This window comes from Acidithiobacillus sp. TH-A36 (assembly GCF_057473445.1).
This window is the reverse complement of record NZ_JBYCKP010000107.1, coordinates 1-1,079: the sequence shown is the minus strand read 5'-3', so window position 1 is coordinate 1,079 and position 1,079 is coordinate 1. Positions and strand designations below refer to the sequence as shown.

Below are 1,079 nucleotides of genomic sequence, written 5' to 3'. Positions count from 1 at the left end.
ACTGCCAACTCCAACATTGTGGAAATGGTTATGGCCTGCGCATTACTTTTGGAATTTTTACGATTTTGCTATTGGTAGCCACCATTCTCATGCTTTCTGCCATCTTCACCTATCCTCGCGATGTGGCAACCGCGCTGTTTTCTCATAATCGGTAACTGAGCGGCGTACCTTGCGGGTTATTTTTGAAGGGACTCCTATCAGCATGTTTTACGGTATCTTGATTCAGATGCTCTGGCAGGATCATGCACCGCCACACTTTCATGCCTTGTACGGGGAATATGAGGTGCTCAAAGACATCCATACGCTGGAGATTATCCAGGGCGAAATGCCCAGCCGGGCGCAGATGTTAGTGTTGGAATGGGCACAGGAACATCGGACCGAACTCATGGGGAATTGGGAGCTATATACACACAACCAGGGGCCCCTTGAGAAAACGTAAAATATCGTACGATAAGTTTCCTACCAGTCAGAAAACAGTCGGGTCTGGGAATTTTATGGGAAGGTTACGGGTGAAATAGCCAGCGGTAATGTCCAGTCAGCAACGCTCGCATATAGAAAAGTTTGCGCAATAGTCAGTGACTTCCTGTTTTTACCCATCCCCCACGTTAAACGGGTCGATAACACCGCGAGAAGCACTTGAAGAAGCTGGAGCGACAGGCCATCAAGCGCTCAAACTCGCGCTCAACTATCACTCGGATACACTATGAGGTGTACTGGGACTGCTTATGGTATTCACCACAATTCCATTGCCTTTCGCTTTGCGTTTTGATTTTCACCACATACTGGCTGGACTGCTGACAATATTCAGGATCATCCATCTCCTTCTGGTCCTTTATGCAGCCTTGGGTCGGCACGGGAATACCAAGTCGATCCGCCCAAAGAATGGATGATATGTACTGGCCGACAAAAATCTGATGTTTCTTGACCAAGATCAAAGAAATGCTTTATCGAAATGTTCGACTATCACGCACAGATGTTTCACTATGATCCATTATCAATGGAGGAAAGCCATGACTACAAACATCCCACCCCAGCCTCATATGCATCTTCGTGCCGACGCTACCTATCCCTTTGATGCG

2 protein-coding genes are annotated in these 1,079 nt (G+C 47.5%); one reads left to right on the top strand and one right to left on the bottom strand.

Annotated elements, in window-relative coordinates:
* The first annotated feature begins 202 nt into the window (after window positions 1–202).
* Window positions 203–439, top strand: a complete 237-nt coding sequence (locus AC2VLY_RS03030) for a DUF4160 domain-containing protein (protein ID WP_486892441.1) — start codon at window positions 203–205, stop codon at window positions 437–439.
* A 262-nt stretch (window positions 440–701) separates the two neighbouring features.
* Here AC2VLY_RS03030 and AC2VLY_RS03025 read toward each other — a convergent pair whose 3' ends face one another.
* On the bottom strand, window positions 702–929 hold the full coding sequence (locus tag AC2VLY_RS03025) for a hypothetical protein (RefSeq protein WP_486892442.1): 228 nt from the start codon (window positions 927–929) through the stop codon (window positions 702–704).
* Between the last annotated feature and the right edge of the window lie 150 nt (window positions 930–1,079).